At 62.4% G+C, this 17,781-nt stretch carries 23 protein-coding genes; 8 read left to right on the top strand and 15 right to left on the bottom strand.

Translation table 11 applies throughout. From position 1 onward, the window contains the following. Positions 1 to 302: 302 nt before the first annotated feature. From AQUI_RS0104700 to ubiA, 3 genes are read right to left on the bottom strand one after another with little or no spacing between them, the layout of a single operon-like run. Complete coding sequence (locus tag AQUI_RS0104700; RefSeq protein WP_027256482.1) at positions 303 to 617, bottom strand: hypothetical protein; 315 nt, start codon at positions 615 to 617, stop codon at positions 303 to 305. Next, positions 617 to 2,506 (bottom strand): OmpA family protein, encoded by a 1,890-nt coding sequence (locus AQUI_RS0104695; protein WP_027256481.1) that lies wholly within the window; start codon positions 2,504 to 2,506, stop codon positions 617 to 619. The genes AQUI_RS0104700 and AQUI_RS0104695 overlap by 1 nt, the downstream gene beginning before the upstream one ends. Before the next feature lie 60 nt (positions 2,507 to 2,566). Beyond that, a complete protein-coding gene (gene ubiA / locus AQUI_RS0104690) occupies positions 2,567 to 3,529 on the bottom strand; it encodes a 4-hydroxybenzoate octaprenyltransferase (RefSeq protein WP_027256480.1) in 963 nt (320 codons plus the stop codon). A 12-nt stretch (positions 3,530 to 3,541) separates the two neighbouring features. On the opposite strand from ubiA, the gene AQUI_RS0104685 reads away from it, so the two are divergent. The 4 genes from AQUI_RS0104685 to AQUI_RS0104670 all read left to right on the top strand — a co-directional run bounded on the left by AQUI_RS0104685 (position 3,542) and on the right by AQUI_RS0104670 (position 7,205). Beyond that, positions 3,542 to 4,264 (top strand): 16S rRNA (uracil(1498)-N(3))-methyltransferase, encoded by a 723-nt coding sequence (locus tag AQUI_RS0104685; protein WP_027256479.1) that lies wholly within the window; start codon positions 3,542 to 3,544, stop codon positions 4,262 to 4,264. Beyond that, positions 4,265 to 5,245, top strand: a complete 981-nt coding sequence (locus AQUI_RS0104680) for a hypothetical protein (protein WP_027256478.1) — start codon at positions 4,265 to 4,267, stop codon at positions 5,243 to 5,245. It abuts the gene before it with no gap. Beyond that, positions 5,242 to 5,769, top strand: a complete 528-nt coding sequence (locus tag AQUI_RS0104675) for a hypothetical protein (RefSeq protein ID WP_027256477.1) — start codon at positions 5,242 to 5,244, stop codon at positions 5,767 to 5,769. Before AQUI_RS0104680 ends, AQUI_RS0104675 begins: the two co-directional genes overlap by 4 nt. A gap of 65 nt (positions 5,770 to 5,834) precedes the next feature. Beyond that, the gene (locus AQUI_RS0104670) at positions 5,835 to 7,205 is read left to right on the top strand and encodes a glutamate--cysteine ligase (RefSeq protein WP_027256476.1); all 1,371 of its coding nucleotides are present in this window, start codon (positions 5,835 to 5,837) and stop codon (positions 7,203 to 7,205) included. A 50-nt stretch (positions 7,206 to 7,255) separates the two neighbouring features. Here the strand turns inward: AQUI_RS0104670 and AQUI_RS29145 are convergent, their stop codons facing one another. From AQUI_RS29145 to AQUI_RS0104635, 6 genes are all read right to left on the bottom strand, one after another. Next, positions 7,256 to 8,128 (bottom strand): DUF805 domain-containing protein, encoded by an 873-nt coding sequence (locus AQUI_RS29145; RefSeq protein WP_051371820.1) that lies wholly within the window; start codon positions 8,126 to 8,128, stop codon positions 7,256 to 7,258. Positions 8,129 to 8,224: 96 nt separating this feature from the next. Further along, complete coding sequence (locus AQUI_RS31770; RefSeq protein ID WP_027256475.1) at positions 8,225 to 8,551, bottom strand: fatty acid desaturase; 327 nt, start codon at positions 8,549 to 8,551, stop codon at positions 8,225 to 8,227. 358 nt (positions 8,552 to 8,909) lie between these two features. Next, a complete protein-coding gene (locus tag AQUI_RS0104650) occupies positions 8,910 to 9,302 on the bottom strand; it encodes a hypothetical protein (RefSeq protein ID WP_027256473.1) in 393 nt (130 codons plus the stop codon). An 18-nt stretch (positions 9,303 to 9,320) separates the two neighbouring features. Further along, positions 9,321 to 9,695: a hypothetical protein gene (locus AQUI_RS0104645; RefSeq protein ID WP_156916772.1), complete on the bottom strand. Its 375-nt coding sequence runs from the start codon at positions 9,693 to 9,695 to the stop codon at positions 9,321 to 9,323. 116 nt (positions 9,696 to 9,811) lie between these two features. Further along, the gene (locus tag AQUI_RS0104640) at positions 9,812 to 10,348 is read right to left on the bottom strand and encodes a GbsR/MarR family transcriptional regulator (RefSeq protein WP_027256471.1); all 537 of its coding nucleotides are present in this window, start codon (positions 10,346 to 10,348) and stop codon (positions 9,812 to 9,814) included. A gap of 122 nt (positions 10,349 to 10,470) precedes the next feature. After that, the gene (locus tag AQUI_RS0104635; RefSeq protein ID WP_027256470.1) at positions 10,471 to 10,944 is read right to left on the bottom strand and encodes a YHS domain-containing (seleno)protein; all 474 of its coding nucleotides are present in this window, start codon (positions 10,942 to 10,944) and stop codon (positions 10,471 to 10,473) included. Between the two features lie 240 nt (positions 10,945 to 11,184). Here AQUI_RS0104635 and lfb1 point away from each other — a divergent pair, with 240 nt between their 5' ends. Then, positions 11,185 to 11,535 carry an LIC10280 family protein gene (lfb1, locus tag AQUI_RS0104630; protein WP_027256469.1) on the top strand — a complete coding sequence of 117 codons (351 nt, stop codon included), beginning with the start codon at positions 11,185 to 11,187 and terminating at the stop codon, positions 11,533 to 11,535. Here the strand turns inward: lfb1 and AQUI_RS0104625 are convergent. From AQUI_RS0104625 to AQUI_RS0104600, 6 genes are read right to left on the bottom strand one after another with little or no spacing between them, the layout of a single operon-like run. Further along, positions 11,525 to 11,797: a hypothetical protein gene (locus tag AQUI_RS0104625; RefSeq protein ID WP_027256468.1), complete on the bottom strand. Its 273-nt coding sequence runs from the start codon at positions 11,795 to 11,797 to the stop codon at positions 11,525 to 11,527. The two genes, lfb1 and AQUI_RS0104625, sit on opposite strands and share 11 nt — an antisense overlap. Further along, positions 11,794 to 12,399 carry a glycerol-3-phosphate 1-O-acyltransferase PlsY gene (gene plsY, locus AQUI_RS0104620; RefSeq protein WP_027256467.1) on the bottom strand — a complete coding sequence of 202 codons (606 nt, stop codon included), beginning with the start codon at positions 12,397 to 12,399 and terminating at the stop codon, positions 11,794 to 11,796. Before plsY ends, AQUI_RS0104625 begins: the two co-directional genes overlap by 4 nt. Then, positions 12,399 to 13,709 carry a dihydroorotase gene (gene pyrC / locus AQUI_RS0104615; protein ID WP_027256466.1) on the bottom strand — a complete coding sequence of 437 codons (1,311 nt, stop codon included), beginning with the start codon at positions 13,707 to 13,709 and terminating at the stop codon, positions 12,399 to 12,401. Before pyrC ends, plsY begins: the two co-directional genes overlap by 1 nt. Then, on the bottom strand, positions 13,706 to 14,089 hold the full coding sequence (locus tag AQUI_RS0104610; protein WP_027256465.1) for a hypothetical protein: 384 nt from the start codon (positions 14,087 to 14,089) through the stop codon (positions 13,706 to 13,708). The genes pyrC and AQUI_RS0104610 overlap by 4 nt, the downstream gene beginning before the upstream one ends. Further along, complete coding sequence (locus AQUI_RS0104605) at positions 14,089 to 14,622, bottom strand: hypothetical protein (protein WP_027256464.1); 534 nt, start codon at positions 14,620 to 14,622, stop codon at positions 14,089 to 14,091. The genes AQUI_RS0104610 and AQUI_RS0104605 overlap by 1 nt, the downstream gene beginning before the upstream one ends. Before the next feature lie 4 nt (positions 14,623 to 14,626). Further along, complete coding sequence (locus AQUI_RS0104600; protein ID WP_027256463.1) at positions 14,627 to 15,577, bottom strand: aspartate carbamoyltransferase catalytic subunit; 951 nt, start codon at positions 15,575 to 15,577, stop codon at positions 14,627 to 14,629. 207 nt (positions 15,578 to 15,784) lie between these two features. On the opposite strand from AQUI_RS0104600, the gene AQUI_RS0104595 reads away from it, so the two are divergent. Genes AQUI_RS0104595 through AQUI_RS0104585 form a run of 3 tightly spaced genes read left to right on the top strand, consistent with a single transcriptional unit; the run spans position 15,785 to position 17,781 of the window. Beyond that, a complete protein-coding gene (locus AQUI_RS0104595; RefSeq protein WP_027256462.1) occupies positions 15,785 to 16,549 on the top strand; it encodes a uracil-DNA glycosylase in 765 nt (254 codons plus the stop codon). 15 nt (positions 16,550 to 16,564) lie between these two features. Beyond that, a complete protein-coding gene (locus AQUI_RS0104590; RefSeq protein ID WP_027256461.1) occupies positions 16,565 to 17,164 on the top strand; it encodes a metallophosphoesterase family protein in 600 nt (199 codons plus the stop codon). Beyond that, a complete protein-coding gene (locus tag AQUI_RS0104585) occupies positions 17,161 to 17,781 on the top strand; it encodes a LysE family translocator (protein ID WP_027256460.1) in 621 nt (206 codons plus the stop codon). Before AQUI_RS0104590 ends, AQUI_RS0104585 begins: the two co-directional genes overlap by 4 nt.

The raw sequence follows: 17,781 nt of genomic DNA, 5'->3' as shown, positions 1-17,781 counted from the left end.
CAATCATCAAGAGATGATCCCTGCCTGTTGGGTCCGGCACCAGGCGTTGCCCGGCGCAGCCCGGTTGCAAGCGGCGGCGGGCCAAGGAGGCCGCAGGCCCCAGCGAAGCGGCTTGTCCTTGACGCGCCTAATTCAAAGACAATTGAAAACTGTCTGAATGGGCAGACTTGCCCATCCAGGCCTTCTCAGCAGGAAGGCAACCGCCGTGCGTCAGCACGGCGCTACGCCCAAGACTGCTCAGACGGTGCTGGCGCAGCCAGCGCGGGCTGCAGGCGCGGGAGTGCTCCGCCCTCTGCAAGCATTCAGTGGGGGATCTGGTTTCGCAGCTCTTCGGCCTCACGGCGGGCCTCGCGCAAACCATCCATCGCAGCCCGCAGTTCGGCCTCGGTCTGGGTCAGCTGGTTGGTCAGCTCCGCCTCGCGCTGCTGCAAATAGGTGATCGCCTGATCGCGGGTTTCCTCCGCCTCATGCAGCTCCTGGCTCATCCGGTCGAGGTCGGCCACATCGCTTTGCCGTACACGGGTGAAGCGGTGCACCAGCCAATTGGCGAACCAGCCCAGGGCAAAGGCCGCGAACAGGATGATCGCGGTGGTGATGATGAACTCTGTCCTGTTCATTACTCTGTGGTCTCCTGTGCGTCTTCTGCGCTTTCGGCGGCTTCTTCGCCGTTGCCCGTCCCGGCGGCGTCTTCCGCGGCCGCAGGGCGGATCAATTTGAATTCAATACGGCGGTTGGATTCGCGGCCGTCTTCGGTTGAGTTGTCAGCAATCGGCTCGCTTTCGCCATAGCCCTTGGCGGCAAAGGTGGAGGTGACCACCCGGCGCGCCCGCAGCTCGTTCAGCACCGACTGAGCTCGCGCCTGGCTCAGGTTCTGGTTCATCGCCTCGCGGCCCTGGCTGTCGGTATGGCCCTGGATTTCCAGCCGTACCGGGCCGCAGCGGCCCAGTACACCGGCGATCCGGTCCATGGTTCCAGTGCTTTGTGCCGCGATGGTGGCCGAGCCGGGTTCAAAGGCAATCTTGGCCTCGCTCTGGGCGCTGGCGAGCTGCGCCTCGCACAGTTCCGGCGGCAGCGGTTTGTCCTTGGGTTCGGGCGGCTTTTCATAGGTGATGTCGAGGCCGTAGGTGTCAGCCTCGCCCAATTTGGCAGAAAGGAAGCGGGCAATCTCAGCCGGCGCGTCCTTGCGGTAGCTCATGCCGCGCAGTTCCAGATTGCCAGGGGTTACAGTGACCGCGCCGCGCTGCAGATAAGAGAGCGCTTCCAGTGCGGCCAGCACCCGCACCGGCCAATCCGCAGGCAAGTCGGCGACTACACGGGCGGCTGTGTGCACGTTGTCCGACCCGAACCGCGCCTTGGCATAGCTGTCGGCAACCGTGCGCTGTGCCGCATCGGTAAGGCGTCCGCGCAGTTGCACCTGGCCTTCGGGGCTGAGTGTCGCAGTGAATTCAGGGATGCCGCCGGCGTCTTGGGTTTCCGGTACAGGCAGGACCGCATGCAGCGCAAAGACCCGGGGCAGGGCGTTTTCCAGCTCGCCGGCCACATGGTCGAACAGCGCGTTTTCGGTGCCTTCTGCGGCGACCAGGGTGATATCCGCATTGGCGATGGTCACCGCGCCGCCGCCAAGCTCCGCCAGGCCTGCAATGCTCAGTTCCGCCGCGCGGGCCCAGTTGGGAGAGGGCACGCCCATGCCTATCACGCAATCCGCCTCATCCTGCAGCCCGGCCTTGCGGGCGGCGGCCAGAATGCGGTTGCGGCTTTCCTCGCTCTCGGCGGAGCAGGCATCGAATTCTGCGCCGTCCGGTCCCAGCAGGAAGCGCAGGGTGAAGGGGGTGATCACCGGGCGCGGTGCCGCGATATCGAGCGCCAGCCGCATGCCGGGAGGGGCCTTGCGGCCGAGCTGTTCTTCCAGCTGGGCCTTGGCCTCTTCGCTGTCGGAAATGGCGGTGACCGAGACCTCCCCGGCCGCAACCGAGATCTTGGCACGGGGCAGCAGCTTCAGTGCCTCCACCGCAAACAGCATAGACTCCTGCCAGCCGTCAGGGATTGTGTATTTTGCGGTTTCCAGCAGATCGGCCACGTTCTCAGGGCCTGCCAGCGTCTCAAGCTCCTTGACGAGCGCCGTGCGGCCGGACCCTGCGGGGATCAGCCCGATAATCGAGATGCCGCTGTCATTGCGCAGAATTTCGGCAGAGAACCATGGCGGTGCCAGGCCATCGGCGGGCGGCACCTCGAGGCCGTCGAGGATCCGCGCCGCATCGACAACCGTGCCGACCAGTGATTTGACCGAGAACCGCGTCGCCTCATCCGGAGCGGTGCCTTCCAGCAGCACCTGCAAACCGTCGGCAGTCACCTCAGCCCAGGTGTAACCGCCATCATCCAGAGCCCGGCGCACAGCCGTTTCTGTGCTCCGTTCTACAGCGGTGACGGCAAATCCGGCGGCAACAAGGCTCAGCCCGGCAGCGGCGGCAAAGGCCAGGCCCGGGATCAACAGCTTAGACAGGCGCATATGGCAGAACATTCCCAGTTTGCGTTACAGGCTCTTACCCTGCGCAGGCGCCCGGTTCAATCATGCGAACATGGCCAGCACAAAGAAGATCAGCGGAATCAGGCCGGTATCGCGGTTGAGACGGAACAGTTGCAAGAGCCTTGGCGCGTTTTCCGCGTCAAAGGCGCGCAGCTGCCAGGTCAGGTGCCAGCCCATCGCCCAGGGAGCTGCCAGCGCCAACACAAGGGCCAGCACCGAGGCGCTGTCCTGCACTGCTAGGATCACCGCCAGCGCCATCAGGCTGACAAAAGCCACGATGAACCGGCGCAACCACATCGGGGTTTGCGTACCAAAGAGACGGGCGGTGGATTTCACTCCGATCAGCGCGTCGTCCTCAGTGTCCTGATGGGCATAGATGGTATCATAAAACAGCGTCCAGGCGATGCCTGCCAGATACAGCAGAACCGGTGGCCAGCCCATGGTGCCGGTATGCGCCACCCAGGCCAGCATCGCGCCCCAGTTGAAGGCAAGACCCAGAAACACCTGTGGCCACCAAGTGAACCGCTTGGCAAAGGGGTACACAGCGACGGGCAGCAGCGACAGGATGCCCATGGCAATGGCCGCCTGGTTGAAGGTCAAGAGAATCGCAAGGCCCGCCAAGCATTGCAGCCCCATCCAGGCCAGCGCGCGCTTGACCGTGACCTGCCCCGAGGGGATCGGACGCGAGCGGGTGCGCTCTACCTGGCCGTCAAAGTTTCGGTCGGTGATGTCATTCCAAGTGCAGCCCGCGCCGCGCATCAGCCAGGCGCCGCCGGCACATCCCGCAGCGATCCACAAGTCCTGCCAGCGCGGGCTCTGATCCGACAGAATGGCCAGAGCCAACCCCCACCAGCAGGGGATCAACAGCAGCCAGGTGCCGATCGGCCGGTCGGCGCGGGAAAGGCGCAGATAGGGCCGCGTCCATTCCGGCGCATATGTGTCGACCCAGTTTCCACGGACCGCATCCGCAACCTGACCCTCTGGCGCTGGCTTCTGGCCTTGCATATGTAGGACCCCATGAGTGCAAAAATCAGACTGTATGTAGAGCACCCTTTGGGGGCAGGGCAATCGGTTCCCTTGGATCGTGATCAGGCGCATTACCTGTTCGGGGTGATGCGGCAGGCCGCGGGCGCCCATGTGGCGCTGTTTAACGGCCAGGATGGCGAGTGGCTGGCCGAGATTGCCGAAGCCGGCAAACGCGGTGGCACGCTGCTGTGCCAGGAGCAGACCAAACCGCTGCAAATGCCTCCGGACCTGTGGCTGATGTTTGCCCCGATCAAGAAAGCGCGCACCGATTTTATTGTCGAGAAGGCGGCCGAGATGGGCGCGGCCCGTATCCTGCCGGTGCAGACCGAATTCACCAACTCCGAACGCATCCGTCAGGACCGGCTGCAGGCCCATGCGGTCGAGGCGGCGGAACAATGCGGCGGCACCTATGTGCCGGAGGTGGCGGAGCTGCAAAAACTCTCGCGCCTGCTGGATCAATGGCCGGAAGACCGGCAGTTGATGTTCTGCGACGAGGCCGAAGCGGGCAACGTGCAACTGGCGGCCGAAACGCAAAAAGACGTGCCTTGGGCCATTCTGATCGGCCCTGAGGGCGGGTTTTCGGAAACCGAACGCAAACGTCTGCACGCGCTACCGCAGTCCCATGTGGTCAGCCTTGGTCCCCGCATCCTGCGAGCGGACACGGCAGCGGTCGCGGCGATGACCCTATGGCAGCATACGCTGGGAGACTGGTAAGTGAATGGTTTCACGCAATTCTTTGCACAAAAGCGGCCGAAAGATGCAGGACGGCAGTTGACGCGGGTGCAGCGTCAGGCAAATCTGAGGTGGCCTCGCCAGCAGGCGCTTCTGGGTTCAGCCCTCAGAATTTCTCCCGAAGCATCTGTTTTTCGGGGCGAGCGGGAATCCCGTGCGGTGGTCGTCAAAAAGTTCTGGGAGCTGGAAAGCCGGCGCGCTTTTGTCGGTCAGACCACGGCGGCACTGGACAGACTTGCCTCGCTTGGACCGCATCCGGCGTTTTCCTTCAATGAACTTTTGGCCACTTCTGGGCATCTCGGGCTGGTAATCGCGAGCTTTGAAGACGGGACGCCGGTTGACAAGCTGCTAGAAGAACCGGACGTCAACGGCAGGCAGTTGATCAAGCGCTGTTGCGATTGGCAGCATTGGGCAGAACAAGGGGACTTCGTTCAAACCGGGCTGAACACTGACGGTCTCGCTGCCGAGATCAACCAGATTTTGCAAAACCGCGTTCAACACCGCGATGCCGGGTTGCTGGTTGAACTCGGCCGCGCTTTGCTTGACATGCTGGGTGGGCTGGCAGGAAGGCCAGTGCTGAAAGCGTCGGGTCATCCCGATTTTGCTCCGCGCAACTTTATCATGCGCGAAGACGGCATCCTATCCGCGGTAGACATTCACCGCGTTGGAAGGTTTGTAAAAGCTCGCCAGTCCGCAATGTTTCTGGTGTCAAAGGACTTTCGGGAGATGGAGATTTCCCGGCCGTTATTGTTCGGGCTGGACCGGCAGGAGCTGCGGCAGTTCCTGACCCACGGCACTGTTCCTGCCCAAGAAGTCAATTCCCTGCTGATTTTCTTCATCGGGCTTACATACTTTACCATGTACGCTAGAAATCCGGGCAAGCCACGAAAGATGCGGGTCAGGCGTCGAAGAATCCGTGTGTTTCTGGCTCACCTCCGGCAAGGCAAAAGGATATCGAGATGAGCTTCATTCGCCCCGAAGCCCGCGCAGCCCTTTGGCAATGGCGTGAGGTCCTTGCCGCGGCATTGATGTTCCTGCTGGGGCTGAAATGGGCCTTCTCCGAAGCTGGATTTACAGCTATCACCGGCTGGGCTTTTGTGGCCACTGGTCTGGTGGCAGCTGTTATCGGCGCGCAGCGGATGCGCTTCCGGCGCGGCACCAGTGGCCCCGGCGTGGTGCAGGTGGACGAAGGGCAGATCGCCTATTTCGGGCCGCTCACCGGCGGCGCCGTGGCAGCTTCGGAATTGGAGCGGCTGGCGCTGGATCAATCCTCCAAACCGCCGCATTGGCTGCTGGAGCAACCTGGCCAGCCGCCGCTGGCAATCCCGGTTAATGCCGAAGGTTACGAGGCGCTGTTCGACGTCTTTGCTGCTCTGCCGGGGCTTAAAACCGAACGGATGCTGACGGAATTGCGTCGCCGCGGCCCTCACCAGGTCGTGATCTGGGAGCGCTCCTCCAGCCGCCCCGAACATCAGCGCCTGCATTGACACCGGCGGTGATTCCGCCCACGACTGACCCTTCATGACAGACCTAACAGGACGGAGTGCCAGGCATGTCCATTCCCCAGTCCGGCGGCGGACCGATCGAACGCCACGAACAGCTTGCAGAATATCTTGCTGACGGCTGCAAACCCAAGGAAGACTGGCGCATCGGCACCGAGCATGAGAAGTTCGGCTTCTGCAAAGATACGCTGAAGCCGCTGCCTTATGAGGGCGAACGCTCAATCCTTGCGGTGCTGACAGGTCTGCGCGACGGCCACGGCTGGGCGCCTTTGACCGAAGGCGATAACCTCATCGGTCTGACCAAAGATGGCGCCAATATCAGTTTGGAACCCGGCGGGCAGCTGGAACTCTCCGGCGCGCCGCTGGAAACCATTCACGAGACCTGCGACGAGGTGAACGCCCACCTGCGCGACGTGAAGGATATTGCCGACAAGATCGGCGTCGGCTTCATCGGCCTGGGCGCCGCCCCTGTGTGGCGCCATGAAGACATGCCTCTGATGCCCAAGGGCCGTTACAAGCTGATGGACGGCTATATGCAGAAGGTCGGTACCATGGGCACCACCATGATGCGCCGTACCTGCACCGTGCAGGTGAACCTCGATTTTTCCTCCGAGGCCGACATGGTGCAGAAGATGCGTGTTGCACTGGCGCTGCAGCCGGTGGCAACCGCGTTGTTTGCCAATTCACCGTTCCTCGATGGCAAACCCAACGGCCACAAATCCTGGCGCGCCCGCGTCTGGCGCGATCTGGACGCCGACCGCACCGGCATGCTGCCGTTTGTGTTCGACGCGGGCTTCGGGTTCGAGGCCTGGGTGCAATACGCGCTCGATGTGCCGATGTATTTCGTCTACCGCAACGGCGAATACGTGAACGCGCTGGGCATGTCGTTCCGCGACTTCCTGAAGGGCGAGCTGCCGGCGCTGCCCGGCGAGACCCCGACGCTCAGCGACTGGGCTGACCACCTCACCACCGTTTTCCCTGAGGCCCGCGTGAAGAAATTCATCGAAATGCGTGGCGCCGACGGCGGCCCCTGGCGGCGTCTGTGCGCGCTGCCTGCGTTCTGGGTCGGCTTGACCTATGATCAGTCGGCGCTGGACGCCGCCTGGGATCTGGTCAAGGGCTGGGACGCGGAAACCCGTGATGCGCTGCGGGTTGCGGCCTCGGAACAGGGGCTGCAGGCCAAGGTGGGCAGTATCGATATGCATGAGCTGGCGCGTGAAGTGGTGGCAATTTCGGAAAGCGGCCTGAAAGCCCGGCACAAACCCGGCGCGGGCGGGCTGGTGCCGGATGAGACACATTTCCTGAACGCACTGAAGGACAGTCTCGACAGTGGCAAGGTTCCGGCGGATGAGCTGCTGGCGCGCTACAATGGCGCCTGGGGCGAAGACCTGACACGCATCTACGGCGAGTTTGCCTACTGAAGAAAGAAGGCCGCGTCGGTGACGCGGCCCTCTTTTATGCCGGTGCGGGCTCAGCCGTTTGGTTTGCTTAGCACCCGGCTTTGATACAGCTCTCGGACCTGTGCCTTGCGTGCGGCCTGTAGCATTATTTGCTCTTCATCCGTGCGCTTGGTCAGATAGGCATAGCCTGCATAGGCGTTGTGCCCGTGTCTGGAAGATCCGCGGGCAGGGGTCTGCACGGGGCTGGTGCCATGGATGCTGTCGCTGCGATCAGACGGCAGCAGCATGAAGTAGAGATGCAGCAACAGGGCGATGAATGGGCCAAGCCCGAACAACATAATCTGAAACAGGTATTGATAACCGGCCACTGGGTTATGCGACGCCATGGCGCCGGTCTGGTCCAGCACGGCACCCGGATCCGCCTGCGCCGCGCCCCCCAGCATGGCCTCCAGCACCGGGCCCCAATTCACCGCATTGGCAATGGCTGCCATATTGAACAGTGCATCCCAGAAGCCACCCGACAGGGAGGCCGTCACGGCACCGGCCACCATCAGTCCGGGGCCGAGGCCGCTGGAGTCAGCCATCGGCAGAGAAGTCAGCAGACCAAAGCTCATCACCACGCCCAAAGTGAAGGCGGTGAAGGGCAGTTTGACCCATTTTCCACTGCGCCCGGCGTCATGCAGCCTGCGTACAGTCAGCGACAACCGGGGGATGAAGGTGAACAGGAACAGCCCGATCGAACCATAGTGGAACGGGTTGAGCGGCGGCACCTCGCGGCGCAGCAAATGAGCCCAGACTTCGGAAGCATCCCCCGGCAGCATCAGGAAAATGCACAGCCAGACCGTCGGGATGATGCACCAGTACTCCAGTCGGGTGGCGCGGCCGTTAAAATCAAGGAACTTGAACGTAAAGCTTTCAAAAGCGGAGATAATTCGGGAGATCATTGGAAGCCTGTTGTGAAGAAATCTCCTCTGAGTTGCGCTTGGAATCGGGCTGAAATTGGGCCGCCGCCTGACAAAAAGTGGGATACCAGCCGCCGTTCAGTCTCCGTTCAGCCAAGTTAGTACCGGCAGGCGGCTCGCGGCGTAGCCGGGCACCTGGGTATCCAGCCGTGCCGCCAATTCCGGCAGGCGGCAGACAGGCACTTTCGGGAACAGATGGTGTTCACGGTGGAACAGCATCAGATAGGCGGCCTTGGCCAGAACACCGCGCTGGCTGCGGGCGGCCTGACAGGTATTTTTAGTGCCCTGGTGAGTGATCCAGGCCGCGAAGAAGGCGGTCATGCATTGCGCCGCCGCCGTTGCCGCAAGATGCAGCAGCAAGAACCGCTGGCCGCTCCACAGGAAAGCACCGGCCAGCAGTGCCACGCAGATCCCGTCCCGCAGGATCCGTTGGCGCCATTTGGACCGCCCTGTCCCCAGCAGGCACGTATCAGATCAAGCGGAAAGCGCGGCCCGTAGCGCAGCACTTGGCCTGCGCTCATATGCCCGCAGTGGCCCTCGATATCGCTGGGGCCCATGGCGTGGCGATGGTGCTGCATATGGCTCCAGGCGACCGAGCAGTTGCAGCCGCACATCAGCGCGCTGAGACTGTGCAGCACTGCAATGTCCCAGCGCTGACGGCGGGTGACTGGCAGCAGATATTGCCAGATGACAGTGCGCGGGGCCGATTCACGGGAAACAGGCGGGCGCATGGCGGTCTCCTTTTTTGAAACGGGGCAGGGGATCAGGCCGGTTGTTCAGCCGCAGATTCCGGTTCGGGCGTACGGGCTTGAGCCTCCCGTTTGGGCTGGTCCGCCAGCAAAGCTTCACGAACCACAGCCCGCAGGGTGGCAACGGCATGAGAGAAGCCGAGGCCAAGGCAGATCGCCGCCAGGCCAAGCGCAGGCAGCAGGCCCAGGAAATCCATTTCCAGCAGCGGGATTGCGGCGCCAATCAGGATGACGCCGCCAAGACCCACCATGGCATAGCCGGTGGCGATGGTAACCGCGCCCGCCCTGGCTGCGCGTCCTGATCGCGGGCAGTCCCCCAGCAGGGTTCCGATCCGCAGGATCATCAGAGCCATCGCCAGCAGCATCAGCATACCAAGGCCCAGGTAAATACCGATTTCAATCAGCATGATGTTTTCCTTTCGGCGTCAAATGGTCTGTTTGTAGAAATCGCGTTCCAAGCGTTCGTAGATTTTGCCGCTGACCGCGCCCCAAAGCGGCGCAAAGAGGCTGCCGAACACTAGAAAGACGCTGGTGCCGTCGAAGTTTCCCCCAGCCGCAAACGCCAGGAGGAAGATCGGCGTGAAGATCAGCAGTTGTGTCTTAAAGGCCAGCAGGGCCCATTTTCCTGGTGTCGGACGATTCCGGGCCATGTATGCGAGCATGACGGGAATGCCGATCACCAGGTAAAGCGGGCCGCCAATCAGCGCTGCAAAGGGCGGGATCATGAGGAGCGATGCTCCGAGCAAGCCTGTCACCAAAGGCGTCCCAACCATGGCGACGGCGAATGCAATCGGATCCACCAGGTAGCGGCCCGGGCTGACATGGCATGAAAGATTTTCCCTTAGTTTCAGTTATTTCTGTCATAAGAGAAATACTTTCGCAAAAATTTTTAAGTCATGAGAGCTTTGGGCCGAATTTACTCCTGTTTCTTCACACCGGGCAGGAACTTCGTCACTTTGGCGCCCAGTTTCAGCACCGCCAGATGCACCGCGCGGGGCAGGCGGGAGAAATCCATGTACCAATCGTCAAACATCCGCATCACCCGCAGGGTCTCGCCCATGCGGTCCTTGACCGCCTTGGGGGTGCTGTCGGCCTCAGCCCCGTGCATCACTTCATCCAAGGCGCACAGGGTCGGGGCAAACTCGCGCTCGCGCCGTGCCGCGATCACCGCATCTACCAAGTCGAACATGTCCCGGATCGAGGTGAAGTGATCGCGCCGGTCGCCCAGCTGGCGGCTGACCTTGACCAGCCGCTGCGCCTGCAACTCTTTGAGCCCGTTGGAGACATTGGATCGCGCCAGCCCCAGCACCTCGCAAATCTCGTCCGCCGTCATCGGATCAATGGAGATATGCAGCAGCGCATGGATCTGCGCCACCGAACGGTTCACCCCCCAGCGGGACCCCATCTCGCCCCAGTGAAGGATAAAGTTCTGCATTGCGGGGGTCAGTTTCATCACGGAATCCTGAAGTTTCTGTAATAACAGAAAGTTGGGAATCCCAAGTCGTGTCAAGTCAACGAAAATGCCGACGGCAGGTTTCCCTGCCGCCGGCTGTTCGCTTGTGAGTGATGTGAAGCTTACTGCTGCAGCGCGGCCGGGTCTTTATCCGCGATATCTTCCCAGTTTACATCGGCCTTCTCGATGAAGCCCGGGATGTCGCCTTCCCAGCGGGTCTGAATGTCTTTGGCGAGGTTCAAATACAGTTTGTCGTCGACGATCTTCCAAAGCGTCGGATCGCCGTCGAATTTAAAGCCCATGGCCGCGCCAAATGCGCAGTAGCCGCCGTAGGCTGGCAGGTAGGCTTCGGGGTTCTTTTCAAATTCAGCTTTGTTTTCTTCTGAGGCAAACCGGTACATCGCGTCATTATGGAGCGCGGTGATTTTCCAGTTGCCCGGTGTCGGTTCTCCAGCGGTGAAATACGCAACCGGGTCGTATCCCTGCAGCGCAAGGCCGGTTGAGGAGGCATTGAGTTCTACACCGGCAGCCATAGCAGAAGTCGCCAGAGCAACCGAAAGCGCCACACCGCTCACCAGAGCTTTTACTTTGTTCATGGATCCCGTCCTTTCAATACCGGCCGGGACTGCAGAGAATTTGCGCCCGGCTGGTGTTTCATATTGCGTGCCGCGGTATGCTGCGGGTCACGGCACTGATGTGGAGGACCGGGCGATCACGTTCAAAACAACTCAATTTGAATGTGCATCAGGCGGTGGCTCCCTGTGCATTCATGCGCAGAATAGGTGACAGCACCGTCTGAGGCGGGCAGGGTGAACGCAGGTAAAATGGAGATAAGGATGACACAAGCATTACCCAGCCGCCGTGCGGTTCTCAGCGGGCTGACGGCTTTGGCCCTTTTGGCAACTCCCGCCAGCGCGCAAAACGTCAGCGGTGTTTATCGCGCGGAAGGGCGTAATCCCGACGGCAGCAGCTATACCGGCACCGTAGAAATCCAGGACAACGGCGGGACGATAGAGATGCAGTGGCGGATTGCCAGCCAGTCCTATTCCGGCAGCGGCTCGCGCAATGGCGATGTGGTCTGGGTGAACTGGGGCCAGACGCACCCGGTGGTCTATGTGCGGATGCCCAGCGGCGAGCTGCACGGCACCTGGGGCAATGGCCGCGCGCTGGAACGGCTCATTCCGTGATCTGAAGGGCCAGCACAAAACGGATCACTTTTTCCTCGGGCATTTCGCAGGGTTTCAGCAAGGATCCGGATGTCAGCCGGTACAGGTTGAGGCTGATGTAGTCCCCGCCGCCGCGTTCCCAGGCTTCCAGTTTTTGAGCCTTGCCGCAGGCCAGATCCTGGCGGGTAACTGAGTAGCGCCGCCCAGCTGCAGTACCGCTAAAGGCACCCAAAGGCAGCGCATCAAAAGCGGCCAGAAACGCATCCAGCCTGCCGCGGCTCACTTCTGGCCGATCCGCGGCTCCGTGCCTGCACGCAAACGCGCGATATTGGCCGAGTGACGGATAAATACCACTGCCGCCAGCAGCAGTGCCAGAACCGCAACCGGCTGATAACCAAGAACCAATGCCCAAACGGCACCTGAGGCTGCCGAAACCAGCGCGCCCATGGATGAAATCCGGCTGGCCGCCGCTGCCGCCAGCCATGTGAGGCAGCAGGCAATACCCACCGGCCAGGCCAGCGCCAGCATCAGGCCCAGGAAGGTGGCAACACCCTTGCCGCCCTTGAACCCCAGCCAGACCGGGAAACAATGGCCGAGGAAGGCCATCAGCCCTGCCGCCTGCGCCGCGTCCTCGCCAGCCAGGGAGCGCGCCAGCAGCACCGCCGCCGCGCCCTTGCCGCCATCCAGGATCAGCGTCAGTGCCGCGGCGGCTTTGCTTCCGGTGCGCAGGACGTTGGTGGTGCCGATATTGCCGGATCCGATTTCGCGCAGGTTGCCCAGCCCGAATGCTTTGGTGACAACCATGCCAAAGGGCACCGATCCCAGGCCGTAGCTAATCACTGCCCAGAGGATAAGAACGGCGGCAGAACTTTCCAATTCAGGCATCAGTCCCTCCGGTAGACGGGTTCGCCCGCCACATATGTCGCCTCAACCCGGCCCTGCATCCGCTGGGTGTCAAAAGGTGTGTTCTGCGACTTGGAGCGAAGCTTGAACCGGTCGAGCACAAAGGGCACATCCGGATCGAACAAAACCAGATCCGCCGGGGCGCCTTCTGCCAGGCGGCCGCTGTCCAGCCCCAGCCGCTTGGCCGGGTTCAGCGACATGGCGCGGAACAGGGTTGGCAGGTCCAGCAGTTCGGCATGATACAGCCGCAGCGCCGCGGGCAGCAGGGTCTCCAGTGCAACGGCACCAGCGGCGGCTTCTTCAAACGGCAGCCGCTTGCTTTCTTCGTCCTGCGGCGTGTGCATCGAGGAGATGATGTCGATCAGCCCGGTCCGCACAGCCTCAACAACCGCCAGCCGGTCGTCTTCGGAGCGCAGCGGCGGCTTTACCTTGAAAAAGCTGCGGTAGCCGGCCACGTCCAGCTCGTTCAGGGTCAGGTGGTGGATCGAAGTGCCCGCGGTGATGTCCAGCCCATTGGTCTTTGCGCGCTCCAGCGCAGGCAGGGCGCGCGCTGTGGTGATCTGGTCGGCATGATATCTGGCGCCGGTCATTTCCAGCAGCGCAATATCGCGGTCCAGGCCCATCCGTTCCGCCATCGGGGAAACGGCCGGCAGCCCGTAGAGTGCAGCAAACTTGCCGGAAGTTGCAGCCGCTCCGGCACTAAGCACGGGCTCCTGGGGGTGGGCAATGACCAGGGCCCCGCAGGAGCGGGCATAGGTCAGGGCGCGCTGAAAAACTTTGGTATTGCCGGCCACATGGTCGCAGTCGGAGAAAGCGACGGCACCGGCATCCATCAGGAAGCCGATCTCTGTCATCTCACGCCCTTCGCGCCCTTTGGTCAGCGCCGCCATCGGCAGCACGTTCACCGGCGTATCCGCCTGGGCGCGGCGGGTGACGAATTCCAGCGTTTCCGGGCTGTCGATGGCAGGTGTTGTGTCAGGGCGGGTGACGATGGTGGTGACACCGCCCGCTGCTGCTGCCAAACCCGCCGACTTATAGCTTTCCTTGTGCCGTTCGCCAGGTTCGCAGACCTTAACGCCGATATCGACAATCCCCGGCGCCAGGCACTTGCCGCCGCAGTCCACCTCAGTCGCATCTTCCGGTTTGACCTTATGCGCACGCAGCAATCGGGCGGGATCGGCGGCGTTTGTTTCAATCGCCGCGATGCGCCCGTTCTGCACCAAAACCGCGCCAGGCGCATCGGTGCCAGCCTCGGGGTCGATCAGGCGGGCGTTGGTGAAGAGTGTGCTCATGCCTTGGCTCTTTCAATTGCGTTGAGGGTCGCGGCCGGGTCGGCCTGGTATTTGATCAGATGCTTGTCGCCGGTTTCAGTGATCACTTGCACATAACTGCCCATGGTTTTGACAGCTTTGATCTGTGGCAGAGGAAGGCTGCGCCCTGCGGGGCCGGAGAGGGTGTCTCCGGCCAAGGTCCAGACCACCGCTAGTTCTTCGCTCGCCATATACCAGCCACGCAGGGCAATGGCGGCCAGCCCGCCCACCGCGCCGGTCCAGATGTGCGGGCTGTCCAGAAACCATAGCACCGCCATCGCGCCGCCCATGCCAATCGCTGCCATCCAGGCGTGCGTGCGGATATAGGCGCTGCGGTTTGGGGTGAAAATGGTCTCTGCCATCAACCCGCCAATACCCAGACCAACAGTGCGGCCAGCAGCATCACCACGGCAAACAGGGCTGCGCCAATACGGCGGGCCTGCGCGCGGGCTTGCCGCGGGGAGAGTTTCGGGGCGGAATGGGGCTTGGCGCTTTCGGCGGTTGCGGGCGGAGCGTTCCAATCGGTCTGCCGTTCGCCGTATGTGCCCATCAGGGTGATCTGCTCTGCCGGGGTCAACCGGGTTTCGGCACCGTCAAAGGCGCGAGAGCGGATCAGCAGCACATGGCCTTCCAGCGCCTGCAGCATCTCGCGGTCTTCCTCGACCTGCGCCCGCGGCACACCGCAGCCTTCGGTCAGATAACCGGTCAGGCCGATGTCCTCCAAGTCGGTGACCGGGAAGATCTCCACCTGGTCCATGTCCAGCACCTTGATCCCCAGCACCTGCGCCAGCGCGCCGGGTTCCTTCAGGAATGCCGCCTGCTCAGACCGCATGTCGAGTGCAAACAGCCGGATCACGCCGCGCTCGCCGGCGGGGATATGGATCACGCCCTCCACCTCTTCAGCCCGCTTTCGCCTGGCGTTCGGCGCGCAGGTTGCGGGCCAGAAGGTCCATCGCCGCCATCCGCACCGCGACACCCATCTCCACCTGCTCCTGAATGACCGAGCGGTTGATGTCGTCTGCGAGGGTGCCGTCGATCTCAACACCGCGGTTCATCGGGCCGGGATGCATGACGATGGCGTCGGGCTTGGCCTGCGCCAGCTTGTCGGCGTCGAGCCCGTAACGGTGGTAGTATTCGCGCTCGGACGGGATAAAACCACCGTCCATGCGTTCTTTCTGGAGGCGCAGCATCATCACCACGTCGACGTCTTTCAGGCCCTCGCGCATGTCGTCATAGATCTCGGCGCCGAATTCTGCGAACTGGCCGGGCACCAGCGTCGGCGGGCCAATGAGGCGGATGCGGTTTTCCATCTTGCCCAATAGGATCAGGTTCGAGCGGGCGACGCGGGAATGGGCAATGTCGCCGCAGATGGCAATGTTGAGGCGATGCAGCCTGCCTTTTGAACGGCGGATAGTCAGTGCATCCAGGAGCGCCTGGGTTGGATGCTCGTGCTTGCCGTCGCCGGCGTTCAGCACAGCGCAGTTCACCTTTTGCGCCAAGAGGTCCACCGCGCCGGAGTGCGGATGACGCACCACCAGAAGGTCCGGATGCATCGCGTTCAGCGTCATTGCGGTATCAATCAGGGTCTCGCCCTTTTTGATCGAGGAAGCCTGCATCGCCATGTTCATCACATCAGCGCCAAGGCGCTTGCCTGCCAGCTCGAAACTCGCTTGGGTACGGGTGGAATTCTCGAAGAACATGTTGATCTGGGTGAGCCCCGCCAGAACGTCTGAATGCTTTTCCGGGCGGCGGTTCAGGGCGACGTATTCGTCGGCCAGATCAAGAATCGCGGCGATCTCATGCGGTTTCAGCGGTTCGATGCCAAGCAGGTGGCGGTGTTCGAAGGACATGAGGGTAAGCTCCGCTTGATTTGCCGGTTCTTATAGGCGGGGTGCGTGCGTGCGGCAAGGCGGTGCGGCGGTTTGTGCACGTTGCGCAGGCGAGGGGCCGGCCCCTCGCGCTCCCCGGAGTATTTTTAAAAAGATGAAACACTTGAATTTGCAAGATGGCCGCGGAGAGGTGTTCCGCTTGGGCTGCGGGCGGAGTAGCTTGAGCGCATGGAATCGGCATTGGATTACTGGAGCGCCCGGGCGCTGTTGGAGTGGCAGGCGGAGCTTGGCGCAACCGAGGCGCTGTGCGACGCACCCGTTGACCGCTATGCGCTGGAGCAGGCTGTACCCAAGCCGAAACCGGGCGCGGCCCCCGCGCCGCCGCTCAAGCCTAAGGAAGCGGACCCTGTTGATGTGGCCAGGAAGGCCGCCAAAGGGGCCGCGTCCTTGCCTGCGTTGCGTGATGCCTTGGCAGGGTTCAGCCATTGCGAACTTAAGCGCGGGGCGCGCAATCTGGTGTTCTCGGACGGGCAGACAGGCGCGCGGGTGATGATCATCGGCGAGGCGCCGGGCCGCGATGAGGATCTGCAGGGCAAACCGTTTGTGGGCCGTGCCGGGCAGCTTCTGGACAAGATGCTGGAGGCGATCGGCCTCTCACGTGCCGAGAGCGTCTACATCACCAACGTGCTGCCCTGGCGGCCGCCGCAGAACCGCGATCCGCTGCCAGCAGAGATCGCCATGCTGGCCCCGTTTTTGGAGCGGCATGTGGCGCTGGCAGAGCCTGACGTTTTGGTCTTGATGGGCAATATCAGCTGCCAGGCAGTGCTGGGCAAACGCGGCATTACCCGGCTGCGTGGGCAATGGAATCAGGCCTGGGGCAAGCCGGTGATGCCGATGTTCCACCCCGCCTATCTGCTGCGCCAGCCGCAGCAAAAGCGGCAGGCCTGGGGTGATCTTCTTGAGCTGAAGGCACGGCTGGGCGCCCTGTCCTGACGGAGGAGGAGTCTCGTGAAGATTCTCGCATTTTCAGATCTGCATCTTTCAAGCAGCCACGCGGTGGAAATCGTGGCTGCCAGCGCAGGTGCTGATCTGGTGATTGGTGCAGGTGATTTTTGCAATATGCGCCTGGGACTGGACCGGGCTGTGGCGATGCTGGCTGGGTTGAAGGCGCCGATGGTGGCAGTGCCCGGCAATGGTGAAAGCGCTGGTGAGTTGCGTGCTGCGGGGTTTCCCGGCACAACAGTGCTGCATGGAGAGGGAATTGATTTTGAGGGCCTGCGTCTGTTCGGCCTGGGCTATGGCGTGCCGCAAACACCTTTTGGCAGTTGGTCTTGCGACCTAAGCGAAGTTCAGGCGGCAGCGATGCTGGCTGCCTGTGATCACGCGGATATTCTGATCTCCCATTCACCGCCCAAGGGATTGGGGGATGTAACTTCGGGCGGGCTGTCCGTCGGCTCCACGGCGGTCAGGGCCGCGGTGGAGCGGATCCAGCCGCAACTGCTGCTCTGCGGCCATGTGCATGATTGCTGGGGCTGTCGCGGCAGCATAGGCAGGACGCAGGCGGCCAACCTGGGTCCTTCGGTGAGCTGGTTTGAGGTGAAGCCATGATCGATGCGGTAACTTTGCTCGCTTTCATCCCGGCAGCGCTGGCGCTGAACCTGACTCCGGGTGCGGACATGATGTTCTGTCTTGGCCAGGGGCTGCGCTCGGGCCGCAGAGCGGCAGTGGCGGCAAGTGCCGGGATTTCTGCGGGCAGCATGGTGCATGTGTCCCTGGCCGGGCTGGGGCTGGGGGCGGTGGTTTCCGCGATGCCTGCGCTGTTTGATCTGATCCGCTGGGCGGGTGTGGTCTATCTGCTGTATCTGGCCTGGGGCGCCTTGCACGGGGGGCTGGCGGCGGAGGGGCTGCCACCGCGGCGCGGAGCCGGCGCTTTTCGCAGCGGGCTGCTGGTCAATCTGACCAATCCTAAGGTGATCCTGTTTGTGCTGGCCTTTGTGCCGCAATTCGTGAGACCCGAAGCAGGCCCGGTGCTGGTGCAGTTCCTGGTCTTCGGGTTGATCCTGGCCGCCGGCGGTTTTTTCATCAACGGGCTGATTGGCGTTTTTGCCGGCCAGGCCGGGCAGCAGCTGACCGGCTCGCCGGTGTTTGCGCGCTGGCTCGGCCGGGTATCGGCCGGAATTTTTGCAGGGCTGGCCGTGCGGCTGGCGATTATGGAGAGGGCGTGA

Source organism: Leisingera aquimarina DSM 24565 (assembly GCF_000473165.1).
GTDB lineage: Bacteria > Pseudomonadota > Alphaproteobacteria > Rhodobacterales > Rhodobacteraceae > Leisingera > Leisingera aquimarina.
This window is presented reverse-complemented; position numbering and strand designations above follow the sequence as displayed.